1 protein-coding gene is annotated in these 543 nt (G+C 38.5%); it reads left to right on the plus strand.

Features of this window, described 5'->3' with window-relative positions; genetic code table 11:
* A partial coding sequence (locus HK417_RS24680; protein WP_222273520.1) for a hypothetical protein occupies positions 1-543 on the plus strand: 543 nt, incomplete at both ends.

The raw sequence follows: 543 nt of genomic DNA on the forward strand, positions 1-543 counted from the left end.
TCATTCTGTGAATTCTAAAATTGATTTTTTAAATCATTCTTTTGGCGATGATGCTAGGATTGTGGGTGCTAGTCGTGGTCACTCTAAAGTTGTGGGTACTGCCCATGTTGGTTTTAATAATAAGATTAGGCCATCCCATACTAGTATTCACAATTCGGTATCCGATAATTTTGGTAAGCGGAGGGGAGCTCATAATTTGGATTCTGATTTTCCTCCTTTAAAGCCGTCTAATCATGGCTTTGATCACAATACTTTTCCCTCTGTTTGGAGCAAACCTAAAACTAAGTTGCATAAACTCTTGAAGAAGGATGTGGGAAATGATTCAAATGGTATGTTCGTCATTCCAGAAGCTATTATTGATGTGGGTGAGAAATTATGGGAATTTGCTTTTGTGGGGCACATTATTGACAAGAATCTCCCATTTTCCTTAGTGCATGATTGGGCTCGGCGAACGTGGGGTGATGTTCTGCTTGAAACAATAAAGCTTGAACCGAGTTTCTTTCTTTTCAAAGTGGGAAATGAATCGGCTTTGAATGATATATT

The sequence above is a fragment of the Modestobacter marinus genome (assembly GCF_019799945.1).
Classification (GTDB): domain Bacteria; phylum Actinomycetota; class Actinomycetes; order Mycobacteriales; family Geodermatophilaceae; genus Modestobacter; species Modestobacter marinus_B.